The organism is Fulvimarina thalattae, from assembly GCF_040239565.1.
Taxonomy (GTDB): domain Bacteria; phylum Pseudomonadota; class Alphaproteobacteria; order Rhizobiales; family Rhizobiaceae; genus Fulvimarina.
On the sequence record NZ_JBEHWS010000004.1, the window covers coordinates 1 to 18,958 of the forward strand.

22 protein-coding genes are annotated in these 18,958 nt (G+C 68.6%); 1 reads left to right on the forward strand and 21 read right to left on the reverse strand.

Annotation, left to right across the window (positions count from 1 at the left end; translation table 11 throughout):
- Positions 1-120 precede the first annotated feature (120 nt).
- The 15 genes from ABRA89_RS06350 to ABRA89_RS06420 form a co-directional block, all read right to left on the reverse strand.
- Positions 121-648 carry a YcbK family protein gene (locus tag ABRA89_RS06350; RefSeq protein WP_349940901.1) on the reverse strand — a complete coding sequence of 176 codons (528 nt, stop codon included), beginning with the start codon at positions 646-648 and terminating at the stop codon, positions 121-123.
- A 3-nt stretch (positions 649-651) separates the two neighbouring features.
- Positions 652-789, reverse strand: a complete 138-nt coding sequence (locus ABRA89_RS06355; RefSeq protein WP_349940621.1) for a hypothetical protein — start codon at positions 787-789, stop codon at positions 652-654.
- Positions 790-861: 72 nt separating this feature from the next.
- The gene (locus ABRA89_RS06360; RefSeq protein ID WP_075784372.1) at positions 862-1,149 is read right to left on the reverse strand and encodes a DUF6127 family protein; all 288 of its coding nucleotides are present in this window, start codon (positions 1,147-1,149) and stop codon (positions 862-864) included.
- A 19-nt stretch (positions 1,150-1,168) separates the two neighbouring features.
- Entirely contained in the window at positions 1,169-2,245 is a 1,077-nt protein-coding gene (locus tag ABRA89_RS06365; protein WP_349940622.1) for a DUF2793 domain-containing protein, read from the reverse strand.
- Between the two features lie 10 nt (positions 2,246-2,255).
- Positions 2,256-6,221, reverse strand: a complete 3,966-nt coding sequence (locus ABRA89_RS06370) for a baseplate multidomain protein megatron (RefSeq protein WP_349940623.1) — start codon at positions 6,219-6,221, stop codon at positions 2,256-2,258.
- 9 nt (positions 6,222-6,230) lie between these two features.
- Positions 6,231-6,677, reverse strand: a complete 447-nt coding sequence (locus tag ABRA89_RS06375; protein ID WP_349940624.1) for an NlpC/P60 family protein — start codon at positions 6,675-6,677, stop codon at positions 6,231-6,233.
- Complete coding sequence (locus ABRA89_RS06380; RefSeq protein WP_349940625.1) at positions 6,674-7,558, reverse strand: DUF2163 domain-containing protein; 885 nt, start codon at positions 7,556-7,558, stop codon at positions 6,674-6,676. Before ABRA89_RS06380 ends, ABRA89_RS06375 begins: the two co-directional genes overlap by 4 nt.
- Entirely contained in the window at positions 7,555-8,181 is a 627-nt protein-coding gene (locus tag ABRA89_RS06385) for a DUF2460 domain-containing protein (RefSeq protein WP_349940626.1), read from the reverse strand. The genes ABRA89_RS06380 and ABRA89_RS06385 overlap by 4 nt, the downstream gene beginning before the upstream one ends.
- A complete protein-coding gene (locus ABRA89_RS06390) occupies positions 8,181-8,729 on the reverse strand; it encodes a phage tail tape measure C-terminal domain-containing protein (RefSeq protein WP_349940902.1) in 549 nt (182 codons plus the stop codon). The genes ABRA89_RS06385 and ABRA89_RS06390 overlap by 1 nt, the downstream gene beginning before the upstream one ends.
- Positions 8,627-10,096, reverse strand: coding sequence for a hypothetical protein (locus tag ABRA89_RS06395; protein ID WP_349940627.1), 1,470 nt, complete (start codon positions 10,094-10,096; stop codon positions 8,627-8,629). The genes ABRA89_RS06390 and ABRA89_RS06395 overlap by 103 nt, the downstream gene beginning before the upstream one ends.
- A 36-nt stretch (positions 10,097-10,132) precedes the next feature.
- A complete protein-coding gene (locus tag ABRA89_RS06400) occupies positions 10,133-10,600 on the reverse strand; it encodes a hypothetical protein (protein ID WP_349940628.1) in 468 nt (155 codons plus the stop codon).
- A complete protein-coding gene (locus tag ABRA89_RS06405) occupies positions 10,593-10,823 on the reverse strand; it encodes a DUF7697 family protein (RefSeq protein ID WP_349940629.1) in 231 nt (76 codons plus the stop codon). The genes ABRA89_RS06400 and ABRA89_RS06405 overlap by 8 nt, the downstream gene beginning before the upstream one ends.
- Complete coding sequence (locus ABRA89_RS06410) at positions 10,820-11,065, reverse strand: hypothetical protein (protein ID WP_349940630.1); 246 nt, start codon at positions 11,063-11,065, stop codon at positions 10,820-10,822. Before ABRA89_RS06410 ends, ABRA89_RS06405 begins: the two co-directional genes overlap by 4 nt.
- 196 nt (positions 11,066-11,261) lie before the next feature.
- Entirely contained in the window at positions 11,262-12,203 is a 942-nt protein-coding gene (locus ABRA89_RS06415; protein WP_349940631.1) for a phage tail tube protein, read from the reverse strand.
- Positions 12,204-12,227: 24 nt separating this feature from the next.
- The gene (locus ABRA89_RS06420) at positions 12,228-12,647 is read right to left on the reverse strand and encodes a hypothetical protein (RefSeq protein ID WP_349940632.1); all 420 of its coding nucleotides are present in this window, start codon (positions 12,645-12,647) and stop codon (positions 12,228-12,230) included.
- Between the two features lie 109 nt (positions 12,648-12,756).
- On the opposite strand from ABRA89_RS06420, the gene ABRA89_RS06425 reads away from it, so the two are divergent.
- Complete coding sequence (locus ABRA89_RS06425; RefSeq protein WP_349940633.1) at positions 12,757-13,758, forward strand: hypothetical protein; 1,002 nt, start codon at positions 12,757-12,759, stop codon at positions 13,756-13,758.
- 22 nt (positions 13,759-13,780) lie between these two features.
- On the opposite strand, the gene ABRA89_RS06430 is transcribed toward ABRA89_RS06425, so the two are convergent.
- The 6 genes from ABRA89_RS06430 to ABRA89_RS06455 all read right to left on the reverse strand — a co-directional run bounded on the left by ABRA89_RS06430 (position 13,781) and on the right by ABRA89_RS06455 (position 18,958).
- A complete protein-coding gene (locus tag ABRA89_RS06430) occupies positions 13,781-14,422 on the reverse strand; it encodes a DUF6441 family protein (RefSeq protein ID WP_349940634.1) in 642 nt (213 codons plus the stop codon).
- Positions 14,422-14,733, reverse strand: a complete 312-nt coding sequence (locus ABRA89_RS06435; RefSeq protein ID WP_349940635.1) for a head-tail joining protein — start codon at positions 14,731-14,733, stop codon at positions 14,422-14,424. Before ABRA89_RS06435 ends, ABRA89_RS06430 begins: the two co-directional genes overlap by 1 nt.
- A complete protein-coding gene (locus ABRA89_RS06440; RefSeq protein WP_349940636.1) occupies positions 14,733-15,068 on the reverse strand; it encodes a DUF2190 family protein in 336 nt (111 codons plus the stop codon). The genes ABRA89_RS06435 and ABRA89_RS06440 overlap by 1 nt, the downstream gene beginning before the upstream one ends.
- A gap of 77 nt (positions 15,069-15,145) precedes the next feature.
- Positions 15,146-17,203: a prohead protease/major capsid protein fusion protein gene (locus ABRA89_RS06445; protein ID WP_349940637.1), complete on the reverse strand. Its 2,058-nt coding sequence runs from the start codon at positions 17,201-17,203 to the stop codon at positions 15,146-15,148.
- Between the two features lie 4 nt (positions 17,204-17,207).
- Entirely contained in the window at positions 17,208-18,749 is a 1,542-nt protein-coding gene (locus ABRA89_RS06450; protein ID WP_349940638.1) for a phage portal protein, read from the reverse strand.
- Positions 18,749-18,958 (reverse strand): phage head-tail joining protein, encoded by a 210-nt coding sequence (locus ABRA89_RS06455; RefSeq protein WP_349940639.1) that lies wholly within the window; start codon positions 18,956-18,958, stop codon positions 18,749-18,751. Before ABRA89_RS06455 ends, ABRA89_RS06450 begins: the two co-directional genes overlap by 1 nt.

Here is an 18,958-nt window from a genome sequence, read left to right on the forward strand (position 1 = left end):
GGCTCCGGCGCTCCGCTATCGGATGGCTCCGCACCTACGCCGGTTGCTCAACCAGCGCCCAACGGCGTATCTGAAACGGACGAGACTCTAATCGCTGTTGGATGAAGATTCAGTGGCAGGTCACCCCCGTTTCCAGTCATCGAGCCGCGCGTAGATCGTGACCGCTATCCCACCGAGCGCCACAGCGATGAACACCCAGCGCAACGTGTCGAGATAGGGCACGAGCGGCAGGATGGCGGTCTGGGTTTCGGCCAGGACGTTCTGCGCGACCTCGACCCCGGCTGCGCCCAGCGTCGCCACACCGGCCGCCCCGCCGCCCTTCATGGTGCGGCTGTCGGCCAGCAGCTCGCGCGCGGGTGGCGTCTCGGCTGCGAATGCTGACTCCCGGACTGGGAACCGCTCGCCCCACTGCCGTGCGGGCCCAAGGTCGACATGGATGAAGCCCGAGCGGGGGTAGAACCCGAAGCCGAGGAACCCGACGTCGCGCGCCGCCGCCTCGAAGTCCACCGGGTCGTGGTTCGCCATTGCAATGTCGAAGGCGGCGCCATCGAGATGCTTCGACCGGGTGGCACCCCCGACGGCACGGTTGTGCTCGGGGCTGCGATAGGCGGACCGGACGATGAGCGGCTTGCCCAGCCGATTGCGCAGCGACTACAGCTTGTCGAGCGCGGGTTCGTTGACGAGCAGCTTGCCGGTGCCCCGGCAGGCGATCTCCGCCGGGCTGAAATTTGGCCAGCGCCAGCCGCTCTCGGGCACGTCGCGCCAATGGCGGTGGAAGGTCGTGGTCATGGGGTCCTCCAGAAACGAAAAAACCGCCTCGAGGGCGGGTGCAGGTGAGTGATGAATGGGGATGGGGCGCGGCTACGGGCCGCCGCCGAAGATCTTGAGCTTGATGGCGATACCGGCGAGCAGCGCCAGCATGACGCCGGTGGTGATCATGCGGACGGCGGTCTGCATCGCGGTGCGCCGCACCAGCCGAATGCAGTCCACGAGGGAGCGCAGATCGCGGATGTCGAGCGCGGCCTCGTCGCCGTCGAGGCCGACATCGGCCAGCGCGCGTTTCGCGCCTTCCTCGGCCGCGCGGGTCAGGATGGCCTCGAACTCGGCGTCGGGCATGCGCACGAAGCCCTCGGATCGGGGTGGGTTCATCGGATCCTCCTTCCGCCGCTCAGCCGACCTTGCAGCCCCAGAAGGACGTATGATCGGCGGCGAAGTAGCCGTCCGCGACCCGGAAATACCCCTGCAGTTCGACCGTATCGCCCGCTGTCAGCGGCACCATGGTCTGAAGCCAGATCGCGGTGGCGAGCGAGACATGGGTGGCGGAGATTTCGCCGAGGGAGCCGCGGATTTCGGTCGTGCCGTTCAGCACGAGCCGCCCGCGCATGCGGGCCGTGGCGCTGGCGTTGATCTTGTAGAGCAGCGTCGCGCCGAAGAGGTAGGCGCCGTCGACGGGCGCCACGAAGTGGTTGTTCGCGGTCTCGAAGGCTCCCTGGTCGTTGTAGTCGGTGTTGTTCAGGCCGATCTTCGTCCAGGTCCCGATGCCCACGTAGTTGTCGTAGTTCGTGTACGCCTTGAACCGCGGCAGCCGGGGCTGATCGACGATGCCGGTCGCGTTGTCGACGCTCAGCCCGTCGAAGAAGGTACTGCCGTCGGCGGAGACCGCGAGGCGGAAGCGGTCCGAGCCGAAGAGCCCGACCAGCGCCTTGGTGACGAAGCCGGTCTGGAGGGTCAGCCCGAGATCGTCGCCTGCCGCCTCCTTATTCATCGTGTAGAACAGATCGCCGGTGCCACCCTCGGCCACCGTCTTCGCCGTCCAGAGCGCGGCGTTCAACTTGACCGAGAACGGGTTCGACGCATCGGCCGTGGTGCCGAGCCCAAGCAGCGCAAGGTTCTGCAGCGTGGCCGGCGTGGTCCCGACCCAGCCCGCGCCATCGTAGACCAGCAGCAGGCCCTCGTCCTCGACCCATGCCCGCCAGCCCGTTCGTGGCGGCAGGCGCAACCAGGCGCCATCGGTCCAGTGCGCGACGTTCAGATCCCAGCCGGCCCAATCGCCCGTCGCGCCCGAGCCGACGATGTAACGGTCACCATCGGCAGGGCTGCCGGGCGGGGCCGTCAGATCCCGGTCGAAAACCGAGAGCTGAACGAGCCCGTCGAGCAGCCGCAGCGAATCGTTGTGGGTGACATGCTTCTGGGCCTGCGCCGCCAGGATGTAGGGCAGCAGGAGATGGGTCGTTGCGTCGGACATGGGATCGCCTTCAGAACAGGAGCGTGACGGTCTCGGGCGCGCCCCGCCCGACGAGGGTGGAGAGCTGGAAAATGCGGACGGTGAGGCTGTCGCCGGGGCCGAGGGGCGCGCCCCAGTCGGCGGTCTGCTGGACTGCCGTGTAGACCGCGCTGGTGGTGGTCGCGCTCAGCACCCGCATGACGGCGGCGCCGTCGAGGATCTCCACTTCGTAGGCCTCGGTCTCTTCGCCAAGCGGCACCTCAAGCCCGCCCCAGCTGTCGGCCGCGAGCGCGCGGGATCGTCGCGTCCAGCGGATCGTCAGATCGCCGGGACTGCGCGCCTTGCGCCACGGCTGCTCGACATGGGCGACCGAGAACGGCCGCAGTCCAATGCCCTCAGGCGTAAAGGCCTGCGCCACGTAAGTCTCGTCGTTGACCGGGCGGCTTGCGGGGCCGATGCGCCAGTTCCACGGGATGCCGAGATCGGCCTCCGCGATGGGCAGTGACGCCAGCGCAGTGTCCAGCACGACGACTCGCGCGCCCGCCGGCACGGGGTTGCCCATGGCGCCCTCGGTCCCGCGCTGGCCGCGTAAGAGCCGGGTCAGCCGATACCGGCCGGGCGCGAGCAACTCGGCCGCGCCTGCCTGCACGATCTCCCAAGCTCCGGGCGCGCTCTCGATGGCCAGCGCATTGGCCCCACCGAACAGCGTCAGATCCGTGACGCTTTCGAGGGTGCCAGTCAGCAAATCGACCACCAGCGCGTTTCCGAGATCGAAGCGCGACGTGGGGCCAGCATAGAAGTCCGAGACCAGCATGCCGATCCGGGCGCGGCTGCCGAACGTGGTCAGCAGTTCGAAGCCGTCGGTCGAAGGGCTGCGGAACACCGCCATCTCGCCGGGCCAGGGAATGGCATGCGCCGCGACCAGCGGCCGATGCGCGGGCTGGTCCTCGGTGAGCTGCGGCAGGTCCATCAGCACCGCATCCGGCGCGCCGAACACGACCGCCCGCGTCAGCGACGCCGCGCGGGGATCGCCGGGTGGCAGATCGTAGGTCGCCCGGTCCTGTCGGACCACGTCGATGCCGCGCGCCTCGGCGTCGGCGATGGAGACGAGCCGCAGATCGACCAGCCGACCATCGTGCTGGAGCCGGATCGCGTCGGCCGGATCGAGCGCGAGCCGCGAGGGCGGCAGACGGAACGCCGCCGTCTCGCGCCCCACCCACGCCTCTATCAGCGCGCGGCGGCAGCGCCGTTCGGCCTCCTCGGGCGGCACGGCTATCGGGAAGGACTCGGAGGCGATCCGGGTCGTGTCTACGGTGATGCGCCGCGCCTCGACGAGGGCCGCGTCGTAATCCTCGTCGGCGCGGGCGACCTGCCACTTCAGCGCCTGCGGCAGTTCGGTCTCCTGGCCGCGCGTGAGCTCGAGGATGTCGCCCTCGCGAGGGGCCACAAGATCGTCGGGCGCGAGGGTGGCGACGGAGGCCCGGCCGCGCATGATGAAGCGGATCACGCCCTCGGTCTCGACGGCGTCGAAGCCGAAGTGGCGCGACAGCGTGGTGATCGAGGCGCGCGGGCTTTCGAGTGCCGTGATCGCGTAGCCCTCGACCGCGCCCCAGAGGCCGGAGACGTCGATGCGATCTTCGGGCAGCCCGGCGCGCAGGTAGAGATGCCGGACGAGGGCTGCCAGCGACACCGCGCCGAGCCGCCCCGTCAGCCAGTGGCCGAGCCGCCAGTTCGCCCCGTCCGTCCAGACGTCGGTGAGCGCCGGGAAGAACGGATAGGGCCGCGCGTCCCAGGTCCAGGCGGCGCATTCCGGAACATGCACCATCCGGCCGCCGTAGACCGATGACACCGGGTTGTTCGCGGCCTCGCCCCACCAGAGGTACGTCGCCTCCAGATAGGCGCGCTGAATGGCGTCGTCGCGCCAGCCACGCGAGAAATGCGGCGTGAAGCTCTCCGAGGACTTCGGGTCGAAGAAGACGTTCGGCTGGTTGCCCCCCCGGTCGATGGCCGGACAGCCCAGCTCGGTAAACCAGATCGGCCTGGATTGTGGCGCCCACGCCGTCGGCGTCCCGCTCTCCACCCCGCCCGGGCGGTCGTAGTGCGGGTTCGACCACCAGGCGCGCAGATCCTTGTAGCGGAAGACCCACGGCTTGGCGGCAGCGCCGTCCGTAATCGGCGTGCGCACCTGCGCGGTGCGATCCGCCGCGCTGGCATAGAACCAGTCAAAGCCTTCCCCGCCCGCGATGTTCCCCTGCAGGTAGGCCCGGTCGTAGATCGCGGGCCAGCCCTCAGCCGCGTCGGCATGCTCGAACCCGTCCCGCCAGTCGGAGAGCGGCATGTAGTTGTCGATCCCGACGAAATCGGTCTCCGGATCGGCCCAGAGCGGGTCGAGGTGGAAGAACACGTCGCCCGATCCGTCACCCGGTTGGTGGCCGAAATACTCGCTCCAGTCCGCAGCGTAGCCGATCTTCGTCCCGGACCCGAGGATCGAGCGCACATCCGCGAGCAGGTCCCGATAGGCCTGCACCGCCGGATAGGTGCTGGCGCCCGAGCGGATCGTCGTCAGCCCCGGCATCTCGGTCCCAATCAGGAAGGCGTCGACCCCGCCAGCAGCCACGCAGAGATGGGCGTAGTGCAGGACCATGCGCCGCAGGCCCCAGTCGCCCGGCGATCCGGTCCAAGTGACGCTCTCGCCCGAGACGCTGAAGCTCGCAGGTGTCGCCGCGCCGAACAGCGCCGCGACCTGGCTTGCGGCCGTGGCGGTCTTGTCGACGGTCCCGGCGAACCCCGAAGCAGGCGAGCAGGTGATCCGGCCCCGCCAAGGGAAAGTGGGCTGGCCAGCCTCCGCAGCGTTGTCGGAATAGGGGTTCGGCAGCGTGTTGCCGGGCGGCACGTCCATCAGGATGAAGGGATAGAATGTCACCCGCAGCCCGCGGGCCTTCATCTCCTGGATCGCCTGCACCACGGCGAAGTCGGATGGCGTGCCGCCATAGACGGGGCGGTCCTGGTCGTCGCGGCTGACGAGGAAGGCGCTGGCGCGGCTGACGCCGTTGACCGACCAGCTGGCGGGCGTGGTCGACTTGGCCGACACCTCGACGCCGGGCCGCACCTTGCAGGATCCCGCCCGAAGGTCGTCGCCGAACCAGGCCACCACGAGGCTGACGCTCTCGACCGCAGGCGCCATCGCTTGCAGCCGGTCGAGCGCCTCCACCATGTCGGTGGAGTCGGCCAGCGCGTTCAGGTTCTCGGGCACCGTTGCGCCGCCATCGGTCTTGCGGATGGCCTGCTTCGCGTAGGTGAACTCGCCCGAGGCGGGGATCATGGTGACGGCGCGGGTCAGCCCCTCGGCGGTGTCGGGATCGGCGAGCGGGCGGAAGACCTCGAACGAGAGCTGCGGCAGGCGGTTGCCATAGGTCGAGAGCGCCAGCTCCTCGAAGACGACATAGGCGGTGCCGCGATAGGCAGGCGTGCTGGCCGCGCCCATCCTCGCGGCGATGAACGGGTCGGCGGTCTGGGCCTCGTCGCCCGGATACCAGCGCCAGGTGACGCCGGAGAGGTCCATCGGCTTGCCGTCGGCCCAGATGCGGCCGATCCCGGTGATCGGGCCCTCGCACACGGCCACCGCGAAGCTGGCATAGTACAGATACTCGGTGGTCTTGACCTTTCCGCCCCCGCCGCCCTTGCCACCGCCCTGCGTGGTGGTCTTCGTCTCTTCGCGAAAATCGGTCGCCCAGATGATGTTGCCGCCCATCCGCATCCGGCCATAGAGCCGCGGGATGACCGCGCCCTCGGTGGCCGAGGTGATGCGCAGCGTGTCGAGCCGCGCGCCTTCGATGCGCTGGGTGGGCGCCAGCGACGAGATGATCCAGCTGTCGACGACAGAGCCGATGCTGGAGCCGATGAAACCGCCGATTGTCGCAGCGCTGACGCCGAGGATCGCGCCGCCGATGCTGCCACCAATGGCGGCGCCGGCCGCGCCGAGGACAAGCGTTGCCATGTTCGGGTCTCAGCGTTGCGGAAACAGGAAGGCGAAGGCGATGCGCCGCCGCCAGGATGGGCTAAGCGGCTCCTCGATCACGCCGAGCCGCTCATAGGCGTGGAGGAAGCTGTCGGGCGCGGTGAGGATCCCGACATGCTTGGCGATGGCGCGGGGCTTCATGCGGAATAGCACCAGCGCGCCGGGTCCGGCCGCCGCCGGTTCCATCTCGATCATCATGGCGCGCGCGCCCTCGGCCAGAACCTCGCGCGGTCCGGTCTCGCCCCAGTCCCGGCTGTAAGGTGGGATCGGGAACGGTTCGGGGCCCACGACCTCGCGCCAGACGCCCCGGGCCAGCCCGAGGCAGTCGCAGCCGATGCCCCGGAGGCTGGCCTGGTCGTGGTACGGCGTGCCGAGCCAGGACCGCGCGATGGCGATGACGCGCGCTGGGTCGGCTGATGAGAGGCGTTGCGTCACAGCACGCCGCCCTCGTGCCCGCCATCCTTGGTGGCGTAGCGCAGAACGGCGTCCTGGCCGGGGATATGCGGGAAGCCGCGGAAGTTGGCTGTGTTGGCGAACTTCGCCCCACAGGTCTCCATGCGCTTGTCGCAGCCCGCGCGTATGGTGAAGCCGTCGTCCTCGGCGATGGACCGCAACGGCGCTTCGAGCAGGGTCAGGATCGCGACGCCGTCCGTGACGTCATGGCCCAGCACTTCGGTGCGCCGCCCCGTGTTCGCGCCGCTCGTCCATTCGAGCGTGCCGAAGGTGAACCATCCGGAATAGAAGGCACCAAGGCCAGAAGCGGTGAAGGCCCGGTCGCGCAGGAGATCGATCACAGCGCCCGTGCCCTTGAACGCCGGGTTCTCCAGATCGACGCCGCAGCGCCCATCGCCGAGCGCGGCATCGCAGGTCGCTTGGAAGGTTCGCCCGACCGTCTGGCCCAGCACATGGGCGAGCGAGCGAACCTCGGCGACGAAGGCGAGCCGCCCGCGCCGGATCTGGCCGATGGCGCCGCGCCGCATCAGCACGCGCTGGCCCGTGTCCGCCCAGTTCACCCGCCAGACCTCGACCTCGGCGTTGTCCCAGCGGCCGTCGAGGATGTCGGTCTCGGTAATCCGGTCCGAGGTCAGCACGCCCTCGGCGTCCTGCGCATCGACGGACAGGTCCGATCCCGAGCGCACCTCGGAGGCTGTCAGCCCGCTCTCGGGCTCGAAATCCGTTGCGTCGAAGCTGAGCGTTCGGTCGTGGTCGGTGAAGCCGAAGCTCACGGCGTCGGCACGCGTAATCCGCCAGCACCAGGCGAGTGTGGTCGTGCCGTCGTCGAGATGGGCCTGCAGGGCGGGAGCGAGGGTCTTCATCGGCGCAGTTCCAGAAGCGGAATGGAGGTGATCGAGCCGAGCCGCTCGAGGTCGAGCGTTACGTCGAGCGCATCGGTGTCGAAGCGGACGGGCACGTCGAACTCGAAGCCTGCGGTGATCGCGACGCCGGAACCCGGGGCGGCGGCGAAGGTGACGACGCCGGTGGCGGTGTCGACCGACCAGCCGGAAGGCTGCTCGACCCCGCCGAGCGCGATGCGCACGGTGCCCGCCACTGGCTTGGCGATGGCGCGCGTCCAGGATTGCGCCCCGGAGGCGTAGCGTTTCACCAGCAGGAAGGCGGTCGTCGCGCCGTCGCCGGTGCCGATCGACTGATCGGTGGGCGACGGCGTGCCCGAAGGCAGGCAGGACTTGTGATCGCCCCAGTCCTTGAAGCGGAAGCCATGCAGCCGACCGTTGCGCGCTTCGAAGAAGGCGACCACCGCCGCCAGATCGTCCGCGCGGCGGATGCCGTAGGCGACGTCGTAGCGGCGGCGCGAGTTCGCCCAGCTGGCATTCCTCTCCTCGTCGCCCGAGGCGAGCTCGACGATCTGCGTGCGCCGTTCCGGCCCGCCGCGCGCGCCGCGACTGATGTTGTCGGGAAACCGGACCTCGTGAAACGCCATCACATGCCCCTCCGCCCGAGCGACACCGCCCGAGCGATGTCTGCTGCGACCTGCGTGCGGGATTGACGGAAGCTTTCGGCGTCGCGCGCCATGATCGTGACGTTGACGCCGCCGCCCGCGCCGTAGCTCTGCGCCTCGCGGCGCGACAGCACCCGCTCGCCTCGCTGCAGGATCGCAGGCACCTCGTCGTGACGAAGCCCGGCCATCCCGCCACCATGCATCCGGGGCGCGGCGGCGAAGGCCATGGCAGGCACCATCCGCGAGGGTCCGGCCGATCCGACCATCCCGCCCGCATGCAGGACGTTGGCGAAGATGTCGCCAGCACCGGAGAACACGCCGGAGAGCGCATTGGCGATCGGCCCGAGGATGAACCGCCGCGCCACGAGCTGGGCGAGATCGGCGAGCAGCGAGGTGACGAGGTCGCGGAAGTTCAGCTTGCCCGTCTTCACGAACTGGCCCACCGCGTTCTCGGCGGACTGGAAGGCGCCGACGAGGCTCTGGCCGATATCGCCACCGATGTCGCGGGCGCGGCTTGCGTAATCCGACAGCGCTGCCGTGACCGCCTGCCAGCCGGTGACGGCAGCTTCGGTCGCGGGCTCCGCCGCAGCGGCGGCAGCCCCTGCCGCCGCACCGCGGCACCCGTCGCGGCGCGCCCGGCATCGCCGAGCGCCGTCTCCAGTCGTTCGGCCGCGCTGGTGGCCTCGGTCAGCGCATCGGCTCCGTCCTCATCGGTGCCGCGCACGGCGTCGCGGAGCGCCTGCCAGCTTTCGAGCGGGGCGCGAGCCCCTTCGGCCAGATCGCGGGCGGCTCCACGGTATACATTCGCTGACTCGAGCGCGCGGGCGGCGGCCTCGGTCAGCCCGAGATCGGGCGCGGCGAGCGGATTGTCCTCGAAGGCCCGGTCGAAAGCCGCCTGCGCTGCGGTGGTTGCGGCGGTCGCCGCGCCTTCGAAGCGGTTCTCGATCTCGCCGAGGTCGAGGTCGGGCACCAGCGAAATGCGGCGCTCGGAGCCGAGTGCTTCCAGCCCCTGGTTGATGCCGCCGATGAAGCCGTTGATGCGCGAGACCACGCCGTTCAGCATCGCCTCGACGCCGTCGACCAGGCTGTTGGCCGCCTGGAACGCCAGGTCCCCGATGGCGGCGGGCAGCAGGCCCCAGATCGCCTTGATCGCCTCGTAGGCGCCCTCGAACGTGTTCGCGGCGGTGTTGCCGAAACCGACGACGCTCTCGACGGCGCTCTGCATTCCTGAGGCAGCATCGGCCTTCAGGTCGAAGAACATCGCCGTGGCAGCGGCACCCGCCGCTGCGGCGCCCATCATGATACGCGCCCAGACCTCGACCGCGAGGTCATTCAGAAGCGACATGGCTTCGCCGAAGCCGCCCGCGCCGGAGACGAGGCGGGTGAACTGGTGGACGAGCTCGCCCGCGCCGACGATCAGCGCCCCGATGCCGGTCCGGATCAGCGCCCCACGCAGGAGGACCAGCGCCGTGGCGAGCCCGCGGACCGAGAGCGCCGCAGCGGCCATGCCGGCCACCCAACGACCTGCGAGGAACGCCGCGAAGGTGGCGGCATAGGAGGTCAGGCGACCGATGTTGTCGAAGAGGCCGCGGATCGCGATACCGAGCGGGCCGGTGCGGCTGGCGACCGCCGCCATGGCGTTGGCGACGGCTTCCAGCGCCGGAGCCGCAACGACCGCCAGCTGGTTCGACAGCCCGCGCCAGATGAGGCCGAGCCGGGAGATGGCGTCGTTCGTCCGCTCGATCTGATCGGCGTCCTGCTCGGAGACCACGACCCCGAAGGCGCGCACGTCCTCGGTCGCCTGGCGCAGCGTCGCGGTATCGATCCGCGACATCGCGATGGAGCCTTCCTCGCCGAAGAGCTGACCCGCGACAGCCGCGCGCTCGGCGGCGGGCACGAAGCTCTCGATGGCGGCGTTGATCGCGCTGACCCGCTAATCCAGCGGCAAAGCGATCAGCTCGCCCGCCGAAAGCCCCAACCGGTCGAGCGCGTCGGCGGCGGGGCCGGTCCCGGCGGCGGCCTGGCTGAGACGGCGCGTCAGATCCTTCGTGGCCTGTTCGATGCCGGACATGGAAACGCCCGCCAGTTCGCCCGCACGCTCCAGGGTCTGGATCGAGGCGACGGTGGTCCCGAGGGACTGCGCGAGCTTGGCCTGCGCATCGACGGTCTGCAGCCCGGAGCGGATCATCGCCACACCAGCGGCGGCGGCGGCTGCCACGGCAGCAGCTGCCGCGACCCGGACCCGCCGCGAGAAGGCCACCAGCCGGGAGTTGGCCGCTTCCATCTCGCGGCTCAGCCGTCCGAAGCCGCGCGACCCGGCCTCACCGACACCTTCCAGCTCGGCGCGCACCTGCCGTCCGCCCACCGCTGCGAGGCGGACGCTGACCCTCTTCTCAGCCATGGGACTGATCCATCTGTTCGTTGAGTTTGGCGACCATCACCGCTTCGATGACGGGCAGCAGTTCAGCCATGGCGAGCGGCGGCACGCCGAGAGCGTCACCGAGCGCCAGCGCCGCCGACATGTCCCAGCCGATCACGGCGCCGGGCAGCACCCGCAGCTGGCCTCCGAGGCGGCCGACGAGGTCCCAGACCTGCCAACCCTCCGGAGTTTCCGGACGGTTCAACCGCGCCGGGCAGTCCGGGCAGGCTTGCGCGCAGGCTTCGCAGTACCGCTCGCCCCCGCCGAAGGACCATTCGGCGAGAGCGCGGAGGCGTTTTTTTCCTGTTCCAGCAGCAGGCCCTTCGAGACGTAGGTCAGCTGGAACGCCTCGAAGATAGGCCAGACGTCGAGCAGCGCGTCGATGGCCTCCGGGCTCGGGTCGATTGGGGTGCCGTCCGCGTCGCCGATGCCCTCCCAAGCGAGCACAGCGCGGCGCGCCAGCGCCTTGGCGAAGGCGACAGCGCGCTCCTCGTCCGATGCGTCCCCCGGGGAACTGCCTCGACGGCCGGATCGCTGCGCGTCGCCACCATCAGAGCGGTGGTCAGCGGGCGAAGTTGCACCCGGACGCCAGGGGCGAGGTCGTGCCAGCGCGGCGCGTTGGTCAGGTCGAGCGTCAGCATCGTCAGTACACCTCGATGTCGTTGATCAGGGTCGCCGTGCACATCCGGCCGACGACACTGTCGCGGGCGGCCTGCCAGTCGAAGGTGGCCTGAACGCCCTGCGGCCCGGAGATCTCGATGCGCGGGCGCGGCAGGTAGACGGCGTGCACCGTGAAGGTGAGGCTTTCGCCCGATGGGAGGACGTAGGCGAATTCCATCTCGCAGGCCTCGCCGTTGATCGCCTGCGTCACCAGCGTCTGGTCGGCGAAGCGCACCTCGATCCGGCCGGTCAGCGCGGCAATGGACGGGTCCGCCCCGTCGATGCGCCCGTCCGAGCGAATGGTCTCGATCCGGTCGAGGTTGTTGGCATAGGTGATCTCGGCCGAGACCACGTTGCCGAGGGCCGAGCCATTGCGGGTGATCGCCCCGTTGAAGTGCCCGAAGCGCTTCAGTTCCAGCGCGGCGGGCGTCCCGGCGCTGGTGGTCGTGCCGACCGTCTCGCCCTGTGCCACCAGCCGCGCGGTTGCAGTTAGCAGGCCGGAGCGCTGCATCTGCCAGGTGATCTGGTCGAGCACGCAGCCGGAATACATGGCATAGCGCGGCACCTCCGGCATGCCGGTCTCTATCGACATCGAGGGCAGCGTCCAGGACCCCGACTGGAACTCGTGGCTGTACGGTGCCTCTACACCCGTGGTCGTGGGTGTCCCGAAGGCCGCCTTCAGCCAGAAGCCGAAGGCCTCCGCGTCGAGCGGCACGACGACGTCGCCATCGACCGTCACCGCGTCCTTGATCGGCGCAAGCGGATCGCGGCCGTAGCCCAGCAGCTCCGAGTTCAGCAGCGGCTGCTCCGCGCCGAGCGAGGTGCTGGTGAAGGGCATCCGGGTGAAGCCGCTCGTTGGCGGCGTTCCATAGGTCGTCTCGAACGCAAGCGCCATCAGCGCCCGCGCCCCCTGGGCTCGTGCCATCGTCGTCTCCTGTGGTCGGTTAGGTCAGGCCAGTGGATCGGCCGTGGAATAGTGCAGCACCACCGGGATCACGGCCGCCTTCAGGCTGGCCGCGCCGTCGACCGGCAGATCGACCGGGCGCGGCGCTTCCGCCTCAACCCAGTCGCAGAGCACGCCCAACGAGCGGTCGGCGGCGAGCGCTGCGCCGATGCTGGCGGTCAGAGTGTCGAAGACGGCGTCACGGTCGGCGCCCTGCACGACCGCCTCGATCTCGGCTCGATGCTGGTAGTGGTACCGCGGGGGTGACAGCGTTACCTCCGGTTCGCCCGGCTCGCCGTCGCGCAGGATCAGCAGGCCCTCGGCCGGCACACGCTCGGGCAGCACCTCGCCGCGCAGGACTGTGGCGGGCAGCGCCGAGAGCCGCGCGTGCAGCGCGGCGAGGATGGTTTCGCGGGGGGTGGGCATCGGGCTCCGTTACTCTTGCTCAAGAATTGTTTCGCACCCTATGGTGAGCTTGATGTCGAAAGCGACCTACCGAGCCCCATCAGCGTCGCCGAATTTAGAATAGAAGCCGATGAAATCAGAAGAATACCCAAAATTGTCGCGGCTGATGGAGAACGACGAACTCTGGCGTCATGTAAAGGATTTTGACACTCTTCTTGATCGCTCGAAGGCTCGGCTTCCACTTGACGAGGGCGGAAACGAAACGGTTAAGGTCGCACACCTCCTACACGAACTAGCATATGCTCATTTTTTTTCGACGCTGGTTTTCCGCTTCAAAACACGGGAGATTGCGCGCGGAATTTTCGATGCGGAAACTCAGAGCAACCTTGTTGTTCTGTTCAATCTAGCGCGCGCGTTTATGGAGCACACAGCGTCGTTGGCGTTCCAGAATCAAGCCCTCGAGAAGGCTGTTTCCGACATCGAGACAAAGCAGGTTTTTGACCAGGTTGATCGCACTATTCGCAAACATCGCAAGATCGTAGACCGGTTGTATTATGGAGGAGAAAGTGGACCAAAGGATGCCAAGCGGCTTCACACAAACGACTTGCTCGAAGCGCTGGCCAAGGTAGATGAACGTGCAGCCAGTGACTATGCAACCCTGTGCGAGTTTGTACATCCGAACTACGGAAGCAACCTTCTAGTCTCAAGTGGCGAACTCTCATCCGGGTCCATCGGGATCCCATCAGAATCATTGACCAAGGAGTTGTCCTTGGCACGCGAAGCAATCGAGCGTTGCGCCGCACTCGACTGGGATCTGGTGGTCAGCGGCATTCGCCATCTCTCGAAGATCGACAACTGGATAACGATAGCTAGCGAAAACGGAGCAAAGCTATCGCAATTGTTTTCTGTCCGGGTGGGTCACTCGGGCGATGGAAAATCCAAAGATACGGCGATCTTCTTCAAAAAGGCACGCACCCACAACGAGGCAATACAGGCATTCTATAGATACCTTGAGCAGCAAGGCATTGAGCTTCATGAACGTCGCCTTGCTGGTGTCGAGGAAGGCTACATTTTTGATATAGTGCTGACGGACAGAGGTCCATTGTGGGTAAAATACCGGATGGGAGTATAGGCCTCGAAAGTGTACTTCGAGTCTACGTGGATAGCTTCCCATCCACCCAATTCGCCACGATCAGCCCCGGCACGCTGTCCAGCGCCCGGTCTGCCTCCCGCGCCAAGTCCAGCCGCTTCGGCAGCTTGACCTGCGGGACCAACAGGAAGATCGGCGCGGTGACCTTGCCGCGGCCGGTCTTCGACCGCGACACCACCGCCTGGCCTTTCGTGTTGAGCCGCCCCTCGGCGACCAGCAGGCTTGGGCCCGTCCGGCGATAGACGAAGCGCAGGCGCAGGCCACGGCGGCGTTCCCATTCGCCGGGCGTGATCCGGCCGCCGCGCAGGGACTTGCCCGCGGCGGGCAGCGGGATCGCCAGCCAGAACCCGTTTTTCGAGCGGATCAGCGGTCCCGTGTCGTGCGCGCCGACGATGACCGGAGCCTTGGACCAGACCAGCGCCGCCGCATCCAGGCTCTCGCCCGACTTCGGGAAGTTCTGGCTGCGGATCGAGTTGGCCAGCCGTGTGCCGAGCCCCGCGCCGGTGATCTGCAACCGCCAGGCCGTCTTCAGCCCGGTCCCGGCCTCGCGCATGGCGGCCGTCACCGCGCGTTCGCCCGCCGCGACCTCGGCCGCCATCAACGCGACAATGTCGGGATCGATGTCGAGCTTCAGTTTCATGGCCATCACGTGGGCCTCAGATCGACGGTCCAGACCAGCCGCTCGCGGTCGCGGACGGGCTCGCCTTGAATGAGGAAGGCGTCGCCATCGATCTCGATGCGGTCGCCGGGACGTGGGTTCGCCACCTCGGCCACACGCAGGTCGATCCGGGTGGTCTCGGACCAGAGGCGCGCATCGCCGAAGTCGGAAACGACATCCGCGCGCCGGGCGACGGCACGCACCAGAACGGGCGCGCCGCCATCGGCGATGTAGACCGCGTCCCGGCCGATGTTCGGATCGGCGAAGAGCGCGCCCACGGCGGCGGCGAAGGCGCTCATCAGAAGGTCGCGTTCAGGCGCACGCGGCCGATGGTGTCGCCCGCGCCGCTCGCCACAGCCTCGGTGGCCACGCCGATCAGGGTGTTGTCGGTCGCGACCGTAGTGCAGCGCTTGTTGGTGTCATCCCAATAAACCTGGGCGCCGACGGTCCAGGCCTGCGAGCCGACCTTGGTGATGTCGAACTCGCCGACGAGCGCGGTCTCGACGGGCTCGCCGAGCGCGGCCGCTCCAGCGGCGATGCCGAAGATGGAGCCGACGAGCAGGCCATCGCCGGAGGCGACGGCATAGGGCGCGGTCAGGGTGATGGTGTTGCCGGGCTGGACGTAGTTTTTCATGGAGATGGTCCTCGTGGAAAGACGAAGGGCGGCCCGATTGGACCGCCCGTGTGTCACGGTTCAGCATGGGGCGCGGATTACGCGCCCGGGTTCTTGTAGAGACCGCGCCAGTCGATGGCCTTGGCGCCGAAGTCGAGGCGGCACTTTATCTCGACACCGTCAACATCGAAGCCGTTGCGCGTCTCGATGTAGGCGCCCTGCTGACCCTCGAGATAGGCGTACTCGATGGTGTCGATCTGGTTCGGGCTCGCGGCCAGATACCAGGCGGTCTCGCTGGCGGCATCGAGACGGGGCTCACTGATCGGCGCGAGGGTGCGGATCGACTGCGGCACCACGCTGGACGTCGCGGCGGGCACGAGGTTCTGAGCGACCAGCTGCTCGGCCTTCAGTTCCAGCGAGGCGGGCACGATCAGGAAGGCGGGGCGGACGTTCAGCACAGTCTTCTTGTCGAGACCTGTCTGCTTGGCCATGGCCGCGCGAGCCGCGCCCACGCTGCCGACGTCGAGCGCCGCGCCGGTGCCCGCGAGGTTCTTGTGCGTGGTGTGGAACAGCGCGTTGCCGTCGGCCATCGCCGGGTTGGCGGTGATGATGCCCCAGACCACGTCCGACTCGAGTTGCGCGATGGAGTTGCCGTACATCGCCGGGATGCGGGTGAAGGCGTCGAGGTCGTCGTTGATCAGCGTCTGGCGGGTGATCGCGACCACCCGGCCGTAGGTCTTGACCTTGTAGCTCTCCTTGCTTTCGCCGAGCGTGCCACGCTTGAACTCGCCGCTCTCGCCGACTTCCAGCAGCTGGGGCGCTTCGCCGAGCTGGACCCGGTGCATCGCCTTGAAGTCGGTGGCGAGCACCTGGCGGCAGAACAGCATGAACGTCCGAGGATAGGCCTCGTAGGCCTGCCGCAGGGTCTTGTTGGTGACCGCCGAGAGGATCTCGGGGAAGTCGGAGGTCGAGTGCAGGGCGCGCGTCGCCACCTCGTCGCGCGACAGGCCCCGGGTGTTCACCCCCGCATTGCCGAGGCTTTCGCGGGCAAGCTCCAGCAGCGTCATGCCGCGATACTGTCGGGCGGCGTCCTCCAGCTGAAACAGCGTCGGGCTGTAGCGGTGCAGCAGCGCATTCGCCACCGCGTCGCGGCGGGTGATGTGCTCGTCCCGGCCGCCGAGCGGTACGGAAACGTGCGGGAAGGTCCGGGTCTCGTCCGACTTCGCCGCGACCTGGTCGAGGATCAGGCGGCGGGACTCGTCGACGCTGACGCCGCGCTTCACCAGATCCTCGGCAAAGCCGCGCTCGAGGTTCAGCCGCCCGGCCAGATCGTAGATGGTGGAGACGCGGTCGCGCTCGGCCTCGCGGGCGCGCGTCGCGACCGCTTCCGTGTCGGGCGCGGGAGTGGCCTGCGTCTTCGGCTGGCTGTGCGTCTCGCTGGCGGCGGCCTTCGGGTCGGGCGCAGCCGCTTTCGGCTCGGTCATCGGGGTGTCCTCGGTATCATTCGGCTCGGTCGGCTGGGTGGTGGCGGGGGTTGCGGCGTCGCTCGCCGGGGTCTTGGTCTTGTCCGTCATCGGGATCAGTCCTTTCGTGCTTGAAGGGGCGTCCCGGCGGTGAAGGACGCAGTCGTGAAGGGGATGCTGGGCGCGGAAGCCCGCGGCGGGATCGGCGCCGACCGCGACGGCGGAGACCTCGAAGGGTGTCCAGTCTACCGCGCGCCAGAGTTCTCGGGCGGCCTCGGGCTTCGAGACCTCGAAGCGGTGGACCTGGTAGCCGATGGACACCGCCCGGATATGCCCGGCCTGGATGTCGCGCCAGATCGGCTCGACATCGGCACGCTCGCTGATCCGGACCAACGCGATGCCGCGGCCGTTCTCGATCCGTGCCGAGCCCGGCACGACCGAGCCGATGACCGCGTCGAGCGTGTCGAGTTCATGCACCTTCAGGAACGGCGCGCCCGCGTTCAGCCGGTCGAGCCGCACATGGGCGGGATCGAGGCTCAGTTCCTCGTCATAGGGCTCGCCGAAGAAAGTGGCGCGACGAACGCGGGCCCCGGCTGACCAGACCACCTCGATGGTGCGGCTGTCGGCATCGGCCGTGTTCGGCGCAAGCTCCGCCGACCGGCGCATGGCCGGAAGTTCGATCATCGTGTCCATGAGGTCAGTCCTGTTGGTCGGCCTGCGCCGGGTCTGTATCCGCGTCGGCGGCAGGGTCGTCGTTCGCCGGATCGCTCGCCGGGTCACTGGTCTGCGCGCTGCCGGTCTTGGTGACGCGGCGCGGATCGCTGTCGAGCACCAGCCCCAGCGCGTCGAGCTTGGCGTTGGTCGCGGCGATCTCGGCCAGCACGGCATCGGGGTTGCGGCCCTGTTTCGCGATCACCTCAGCCAGCGTCATGGTGCCGGAGCGGATCGACAGCAGGTTCGCCATCGCGTCCTTCTGCGGATCGACCGCCTCGAACTTCGGCGGCGACCATTCGACGGGCACCGTCGGCGACGGGATCTGACCCGCCGCCCACGCGGCCTCGGTGAACCAGCGCCAGACCGGCGCGCAGAACATCGGAATGAACAGCTGCCACTGCACGGCATCGATCTGGCGGCGGAACTCCACGAGCCCCGCCCGGATCGAGGAATAGTTCACTTGGGACAGGTCCCCGGTCAGCAACTCGTAGGGCACCCGGAAGCCCGCCGAGATCGTGTGCAGGCTCGCGCGCTTGTATTCGCCGTAGCCGCCGGTGGCCGAGGGCTGGTTGAACCGGATGTCCTTGCCGCCGCGGGCATAGGCGATCAGCCCCGGCTCGAACTGCTCGACCCGGTTGCCATCGGCATCGACCACGGCGGGCGCGATGCCCTGCTGCGCCTCGTCGTCGCCGAAGACGATGGCGGTGACGCAGGCCTCGGTCTTCTTGCGGACCAGTTCCGCGACCTCATAGTCGTCGAGATCGCGCAAGCTGCGGATCACCGGCGCCCCCCAAGGCACGCCGCGCGCCTGCGTGCGCTGCTTCTCGTAGACATGGGCGATCTCGGTCGCTGGGACCTGGCGCGATCCGAGCCCACCGTTCAGCGTACCCCACGCGTCGCCCGGGTGCTCGGCATGCAGCCAGTAGGCCCGGCGCTTGCCGACCGGGTCGAACTCGATCCCCTGCACCAGTCGCCCCGCCCCGATGGCGCCGGATTTCGTGGCGTCGAGGAAGTCGGCTTCCAGCACCTGCAATTGCAGCGGCACCGGCAGACCGTCCGACGACCGCCGCAACCGGCGGCGCACCAGCACCTCGCCCGCCTCGACCATCTCGCGGCAGATCAGCGTCTGCAGGCCGTAGAAGTCGAGCTGGCCGTCGGCGTCGCACTCCGCCGTCCAGCGCTCGAACAGCGCATCGACCTTCCGGTCCAGCGTGTCGTCGCCGCTGGCGGCGCGCGGCATGATGCCCGCGCCGATGATGTTGTTGACCAGCACCGCGACGGCCTTGGCGGCATGCGGGTTGTTGCGCACCAGATCGCGCATTCGGTCGCGCAGCAGCGCCCCGGCCACGCCGATCTCGGTGTCGGCCGAGGATCCCGGCGCGCGCCAGCCGTCCGTCCGTCGCCCTTTCGCGGCCCCGTCATAGCCGCGCGTCAGGGTCTCGAAGGCCTGACGGGCCAGCACGCGCTTGGCGGCGGCCCGAGGGGCGACGGAGGCAATGGCCCTGTCGAACCAGTTTGCCGACATCAGCGATCCCCGCGGCTGAAGCCCGCCAGCCCGGCCAACGGCAGCGGTCGGCTGACGCCCGCAATGGCGCGCTCGATGGTGCGGATGCGCGCCAGCAGATCCTCGGCCGAGCCGTAGTCGACGGACTTGCCGTCATAGCTGACGCGCGTCGTGCCGCTGGCATAGGCCCGGCGCAGCGCCGAAAGCTCCGTTTCCGTCCAGTCGGTCAT

What these genes read in the sequence shown, in the direction of transcription:
- ABRA89_RS06355 (WP_349940621.1), bottom strand. Translation starts at nt 789, where the DNA reads ATGACCACGACCTTCCACCGCCATTGGCGCGACGTGCCCGAGAGCGGC.
- ABRA89_RS06360 (WP_075784372.1), bottom strand. Translation starts at nt 1,149, where the DNA reads ATGAACCCACCCCGATCCGAGGGCTTCGTGCGCATGCCCGACGCCGAG.
- ABRA89_RS06365 (WP_349940622.1), bottom strand. Translation starts at nt 2,245, where the DNA reads ATGTCCGACGCAACGACCCATCTCCTGCTGCCCTACATCCTGGCGGCG.
- ABRA89_RS06370 (WP_349940623.1), bottom strand. Translation starts at nt 6,221, where the DNA reads ATGGCAACGCTTGTCCTCGGCGCGGCCGGCGCCGCCATTGGTGGCAGC.
- ABRA89_RS06380 (WP_349940625.1), bottom strand. Translation starts at nt 7,558, where the DNA reads ATGAAGACCCTCGCTCCCGCCCTGCAGGCCCATCTCGACGACGGCACG.
- ABRA89_RS06385 (WP_349940626.1), bottom strand. Translation starts at nt 8,181, where the DNA reads ATGGCGTTTCACGAGGTCCGGTTTCCCGACAACATCAGTCGCGGCGCG.
- ABRA89_RS06400 (WP_349940628.1), bottom strand. Translation starts at nt 10,600, where the DNA reads ATGGCTGAGAAGAGGGTCAGCGTCCGCCTCGCAGCGGTGGGCGGACGG.
- ABRA89_RS06415 (WP_349940631.1), bottom strand. Translation starts at nt 12,203, where the DNA reads ATGGCACGAGCCCAGGGGGCGCGGGCGCTGATGGCGCTTGCGTTCGAG.
- ABRA89_RS06420 (WP_349940632.1), bottom strand. Translation starts at nt 12,647, where the DNA reads ATGCCCACCCCCCGCGAAACCATCCTCGCCGCGCTGCACGCGCGGCTC.
- ABRA89_RS06425 (WP_349940633.1), top strand. Translation starts at nt 12,757, where the DNA reads ATGAAATCAGAAGAATACCCAAAATTGTCGCGGCTGATGGAGAACGAC.
- ABRA89_RS06430 (WP_349940634.1), bottom strand. Translation starts at nt 14,422, where the DNA reads ATGGCCATGAAACTGAAGCTCGACATCGATCCCGACATTGTCGCGTTG.
- ABRA89_RS06435 (WP_349940635.1), bottom strand. Translation starts at nt 14,733, where the DNA reads ATGAGCGCCTTCGCCGCCGCCGTGGGCGCGCTCTTCGCCGATCCGAAC.
- ABRA89_RS06440 (WP_349940636.1), bottom strand. Translation starts at nt 15,068, where the DNA reads ATGAAAAACTACGTCCAGCCCGGCAACACCATCACCCTGACCGCGCCC.
- ABRA89_RS06445 (WP_349940637.1), bottom strand. Translation starts at nt 17,203, where the DNA reads ATGGACACGATGATCGAACTTCCGGCCATGCGCCGGTCGGCGGAGCTT.
- ABRA89_RS06450 (WP_349940638.1), bottom strand. Translation starts at nt 18,749, where the DNA reads ATGTCGGCAAACTGGTTCGACAGGGCCATTGCCTCCGTCGCCCCTCGG.
- ABRA89_RS06455 (WP_349940639.1), bottom strand. Translation starts at nt 18,958, where the DNA reads ATGACCGACTGGACGGAAACGGAGCTTTCGGCGCTGCGCCGGGCCTAT.